Here is a 5,071-nt window from a genome sequence, read left to right on the forward strand (position 1 = left end):
GCCCTGGCCGCGACCGAAGGCGCTGCCGGAGAACGGTTGTCGCTGACGCGGGAGGCCGAGGACGCGGTCGCCACGGCCATCGATGCCCTCACCAATCTCGCCCGCCACCTGAACAGGGGCGCGGCGGACCACCAACAACCACAGCCCGACGACAACCCCCATGTACAGGAGGAAGGAAAGCCATGACCGACAACAAGGCCGTCTCCGGATGCCCGGTCACGAACATCGAGTTGATGGCGGGTAATTCAGCGCCCGCCCTGTCCAACTTCGCGCTACTCGACTCGCTGCAGGATGAGGCCAGGCCCGCGGTGCGCAGCACCGAGGCCGACGGCTACTGGATGTTCACCGACTACGCCACCATCCTCGAAGGCCTGCAGCATCCCGAGTTGTGGTCCAGCAGCGTCATCGTGCCCACCGAACCCGACCCGCCGTACAAGTGGATCCCGGTCATGATCGACCCGCCGGACCACGCGAAGTGGCGCAAGGTGCTGGCCGACTACTTCGCCCCCGGCCGGGTCAAGGGGATGGCCGACGAACAGCGCGCGCTCGTCGGCGATTTGGTCGACAAGCTCAAACCGCAAGGCGGCTGCGAGTTCATCACCCAGATGGCGCGGGTGTTCCCGTCGATCGTGTTCCTCAACATCATGGGTATGCCGGTCGACCACCTCGAGGACTTCCTGGCGTGGGAGGACATGATCCTGCACACCGAGGGAACCGGGGAAGAAGCCAACGCGAAACGCCTCGAGGGCATGACGCACGTGATGGGCTTCTTTCAGGGGCTGATCGAACAGCGTCGCGCCGAACGCGATCCGAACGCCCAGGACATCGTGACCACCGCGATCGACTGGCAGATCGACGGCCAGCCGATCAACGATCTCGAGCTGTTGAACTGCATGCTGCTGCTGTTCATGGCCGGTCTGGACACCGTCGCCAGCCAGTCCTCATACACCATGCTGCATCTGGCCACCCACCCGCAGGACCGAGCGCGGATCGTATCCGAGCCCGACATCATCCCCCGAACGGTCGAGGAGCTGGTGCGCGCGTACCCGATCGTGCAGACCGCGCGAAAGGCCACCCAGGACATGGAATTCGCCGGGTGCCCGATCAAGGCCGGAGACATGGCCGCATTCCCGCTGGCGATGGCCAACCGCGACGACCAGATGTTCCCGGACGCCAGGCGGGTGAACCTCGATCGCGGAATCACGCGCCATATCGCGTTCGGCGGCGGGCCCCACCGCTGCCTCGGCTCGCACCTCGCGCGTCAGGAGATGGCGATCCTGATCGAGGAGTGGCACCGCCGCATCCCCGACTACGCGCTCGCAGCCGACCCGGTCGAGCACGGCGGCCAGGTGTTCGGGCTGAACTCGCTCGAATTACGTTGGTAGACCGCAGTTTAGGAACCGGGCGATGATGGTCCTGCGTCGCCCGTCCGCAGCTGACGACGCAGGATCTTTCCGGTCGCGGTCTTGGGGATCGCGTCGACGATCTCGATCTGCGGGGGTACTTGTAGGCGGCCAGCCGCGACCTGCAGTAGTCGATGAGCTCGTCTGCGGTGACGGCGAAGCCAGCGCGCAGGGATACGAACGCCTTGACAGTCTCGCCGCGGTAGGTATCGGGCACTCCGACCACACCCGCTTCCAGGACCGCCTCGTGGGTGTAGAGAACGTCCTCCACCTCGCGCGGCCACACCTTGTAACCTGATGCGACGAACATGTGCTTCTTGCGGTCGACTCCTTCTTGCGGTCAACGAGGTAGTACCACCGCTGGAGTCGGCGTACCCGACATCGCCGGTGAGCAGCCAGCCGTCGCGGATCACCGCGCAGATCGCCGCGTCGTTATACCAGTACTCCGACACATACCAGTACTCCGACACGCAGGGCCACCGTCAGCGAGTCGGAAAGCCGGTCGACCTGGCATAGGTGAGCTCGACGTCGAAATGCCGCAACAGCGGGCGCTCACCGGCCGAACAGACGGCGGTGCGGATGCGTCGAGCATGATCACGGGCGGTGCAGCAGCAAGCCCTGGGCGTTGAAGAAGAACCCGCCCGCGGTGATCAGCGCCCGGCGTGCGTCGGGCACCTCCCGGTCACCGGCGGCGCCCTGAAGTTGGTGCACGGCCTCGCGGATGTGGCCGGATCCCTGGGTGGCGCCCTCTCCCAGTGAGCCGCCGTGCGGGTTGATCGGTATCCGGCCGTCGATCAGCACGCGCTGGGCGTCGTCCCAATGCTGGCGTAGGAGCGCGCCGGCCTCCCCGGTTTGTACCGGCCCGCGTTGTCGATCCGGTTCACGGTGACCGGGGTGAACCCGTCATAGGGAAAGTAGACGTCGATGTCGTCGGACCATAAGTCGCCCTTGGCTTTCAGCGCGTCGACGAAGACGTGCTGGCCTGGTGGTGCAGGCCGCATCTCTCATCGGTTCGTCCCCTTCTCCACGCCTGTGGGCATTTGTACGATAATCAGTTAAATTTATAACTTAATATTGCGTCCGAGCTACCCGGAGATCCATGTGAAACGAGACATCTTCGAACCCGAACACGACGAGTTCCGAGCGACCGCACGATCTTTCTTCGAAACGACGTGCGTGCCCCACGTCGACGAGTGGGAGCAGCGCGGCTACACCGACCGCGGACCGTGGCTGGAGGCCGGCAAGCTCGGCCTTCTCGGCTGGGAGATGCCCGAGGAGTACGGCGGCATGGGTATCAAGGACTTCCGCTACAACGCGATCGTCAACGAGGAGTTCTGGCTCACCGGCAGCGTCGGCCTGGGGTTGGGCGTGCAGAACGACATTCTGGCCGGTTATTTCACCGAGCTGACCACCGAGGAGCAGAAGAAGCGCTGGCTACCCGGATACGTGTCCGGTGAGCTGATCACGGCCATCGCGATGTCCGAACCCGGCGCGGGCTCCGATCTGGCGAACATCAAGACCTCGGCGCGACGCGAGGGCGGCGATTACGTCATCAACGGCGCGAAAACGTTCATCTCCAACGGCATCCTGGCCGATCTCGTCGTCGTCGCGTGCCGTACCGACCCTGACGCCGACAAACCGCACAAGGGGCTGAGCCTGATCGCCGTCGAATCGGGAACCCCCGGCTTCACGCGCGGACGCAAACTGGACAAGATCGGTCAGCGGTCCGCCGATACCGCCGAACTCATCTTCGAGGACGTGCGGGTGCCCATCGACAACCTCATCGGCGAAGAGAACCGCGGCTTCTATCATCTGATGCGCAATCTGCCCGCCGAGCGCCTCGGGATCGCGATCCACGCGGCGGCATCGGCCCGCCGGGCGCTTGACCTCACGCTGCAGTATGCCCACGATCGCAAGGCATTCGGCCAGCCCATCGGCACCTTCCAGGTGAACCGGCACGCGATCGCCCAGACAGACCGAGCTGGACATCATGCAGACCTACGTCGACAAGTGCATTATGGCCGTGAACCGCGGCGAGCTGACCGCCGACGAGGCCGCCGGCGCCAAATGGTGGTGCACCGAGACCCAATGGCCGATCGTCGACCGATGCCTACAGCTGCATGGCGGCTACGGCTACATCAATGAGTACGAGATCGCGCGGATCTGGCGCGACGCCCGGGTGCAACGCATTTACGGGGGCACCAACGAGATAATGCTCGACATCGTCGGCAAGGGTATGGGCTATTAGCCGAGTCAGCTCGGCACCTCGACCAGCGCGGTGTCGGACTGGTCGACCATGAACTCCTGCACCGCCCCCCGGTGGCGGCGCCAATGACGTTGTGCGGCAGTGCTATCGCGGTTCTCAAGCAGCTTGACCAGCTTCCGGCGTCACCCCGAACTCCGCCGTCAGCGGCGTCTCGCTGGGTAGCTATTCGCCCGGCCCAGTTCACCGGTCACGATGCGGCGGCGCAGGTCGGCCGGGACAGAGCACTGGCCTTTCGGGACGGTCACCGCGGTGGTGCGTCGCACCATATCGGTAGATGATACAACTTAATGCAGTTCGTGCTGATCACGCCCGGATTCGGGCGGCGGTCTCCCGGATGTGTCTCCGCCACAACGTCTCGGCGGCTTCGGCGTCCCTGCGTTCGATCACATCGACGATGCGGCGATGGGTGCGCGCGCCGGCCGCGAAGGCTGGGCCGCGCACAGAGGGCCTGGTAGCGCTCAGATGCCGGCTCGGGGCCGCGTCGATGAGCGGGCGATCCAACTGGACCGGTGGTGTACCACGAGCGGTTGCTCGACGGCTCGGGATATAAGACCGTCCGACTTTCGTCGCGGTCCTCTAGCATGATCGAGTCGTATACCGAGAGGACGGAGTGGCCGATCGCGCCGAAGCAGGCCGCCGTGGACTCAGCGTCGGATACCGCCAAGCAGGGTAAGCCACCGACGCTGACCGAGGAACAGATCGTCGACGCGGCGTTGAACATCATCCGCGCCGAGGGTCTCGACGCGCTGTCCATGCGTCGGCTGTCGCGTGAACTCGGCCGCTCGGCGATGGCCCCGTACTGGTACGTCAACGACAAGCGGGAGCTGCTCGACCTGGTCACCCGGAAGCTGCTGTCGGAAGTCAAACTGCCCGAGTCGGATTCGGGTCCCTGGGAGGACCGGCTGCGCGAGGTAGTCACGGGTATCGACGCGCGACTGCACGATCACCCTGGTATCGCGTCGGTGATCCTCGAGCGGATGCAGAACACCGACCGGCGCTTGATGAACGGGATCATCGAGATTTTGCTGAGCGCGGGGTTCGAAGGACCGGATGTGTTCTTGTCCTACGCGATGATCCACACCTACCTGTTCGGCCGCTATCAGGCGGTCGAGGTCGACAAACCGGACCCGGCAACTATGCAACCGGGCGACCTGGAGGACACGTTGGAACGGCTCGTACCGCATCTGTCCAAAATCCGCGGCCGCGATTTCTTCAACTACGGTGTGGACACGATCATCGCGGGACTGCAGGCGCAGCTTGCGGCGAAGCGTTCACGCCGGCGTCGCTGACCACGCAGTCAGCCTGTCCCACAGTTTCTTCCGGGTGGCCGCGAAGTTGTGCACGTGCGCCATGCGCTCGCAGACGAACATCGTGACTTCGGTCGAGGCGCCGTAGGCCGAGG

At 64.8% G+C, this 5,071-nt stretch carries 5 protein-coding genes and 3 pseudogenes; 4 read left to right on the forward strand and 4 right to left on the reverse strand.

The window, feature by feature from the left end; genetic code table 11:
• Positions 1–186: pseudogene (locus A5698_RS29080) on the forward strand (hypothetical protein); the annotation flags it as partial.
• Entirely contained in the window at positions 183–1,385 is a 1,203-nt protein-coding gene (locus tag A5698_RS17985) for a cytochrome P450 (RefSeq protein WP_156670806.1), read from the forward strand. The pseudogene A5698_RS29080 and the gene A5698_RS17985, both read left to right, overlap by 4 nt.
• Positions 1,386–1,393: 8 nt before the next feature.
• On the opposite strand, the pseudogene A5698_RS28095 reads toward A5698_RS17985, so the two are convergent.
• The 3 genes and pseudogenes from A5698_RS28095 to A5698_RS29515 all read right to left on the reverse strand — a co-directional run.
• Positions 1,394–1,855, reverse strand: a pseudogene (locus tag A5698_RS28095) (AMP-binding enzyme); the annotation flags it as partial.
• Positions 1,856–1,997: 142 nt separating this feature from the next.
• Complete coding sequence (locus A5698_RS29510; protein WP_068299674.1) at positions 1,998–2,204, reverse strand: thiolase C-terminal domain-containing protein; 207 nt, start codon at positions 2,202–2,204, stop codon at positions 1,998–2,000.
• Positions 2,198–2,404 (reverse strand): hypothetical protein, encoded by a 207-nt coding sequence (locus A5698_RS29515; protein WP_068299677.1) that lies wholly within the window; start codon positions 2,402–2,404, stop codon positions 2,198–2,200. The genes A5698_RS29510 and A5698_RS29515 overlap by 7 nt, the downstream gene beginning before the upstream one ends.
• Before the next feature lie 100 nt (positions 2,405–2,504).
• Here A5698_RS29515 and A5698_RS18000 point away from each other — a divergent pair.
• Positions 2,505–3,651: pseudogene (locus A5698_RS18000) on the forward strand (acyl-CoA dehydrogenase family protein).
• A gap of 321 nt (positions 3,652–3,972) precedes the next feature.
• Here the strand turns inward: A5698_RS18000 and A5698_RS29520 are convergent.
• A complete protein-coding gene (locus A5698_RS29520) occupies positions 3,973–4,110 on the reverse strand; it encodes an FCD domain-containing protein (RefSeq protein WP_231967443.1) in 138 nt (45 codons plus the stop codon).
• Between the two features lie 197 nt (positions 4,111–4,307).
• Between A5698_RS29520 and A5698_RS18005 the strand changes: the two genes are divergently transcribed.
• Positions 4,308–4,958: a TetR/AcrR family transcriptional regulator C-terminal domain-containing protein gene (locus tag A5698_RS18005; RefSeq protein WP_231967444.1), complete on the forward strand. Its 651-nt coding sequence runs from the start codon at positions 4,308–4,310 to the stop codon at positions 4,956–4,958.
• The last annotated feature ends 113 nt before the right edge of the window (positions 4,959–5,071 follow it).

The organism is Mycobacterium sp. E136, from assembly GCF_001666865.1.
GTDB lineage: Bacteria > Actinomycetota > Actinomycetes > Mycobacteriales > Mycobacteriaceae > Mycobacterium.

Bases quoted from the DNA above. Each gene is read 5' to 3' on its own strand.
- A5698_RS17985 (WP_156670806.1), top strand. From the start codon at position 183: ATGACCGACAACAAGGCCGTCTCCGGATGCCCGGTCACGAACATCGAG.
- A5698_RS29515 (WP_068299677.1), bottom strand. From the start codon at position 2,404: ATGCGGCCTGCACCACCAGGCCAGCACGTCTTCGTCGACGCGCTGAAA.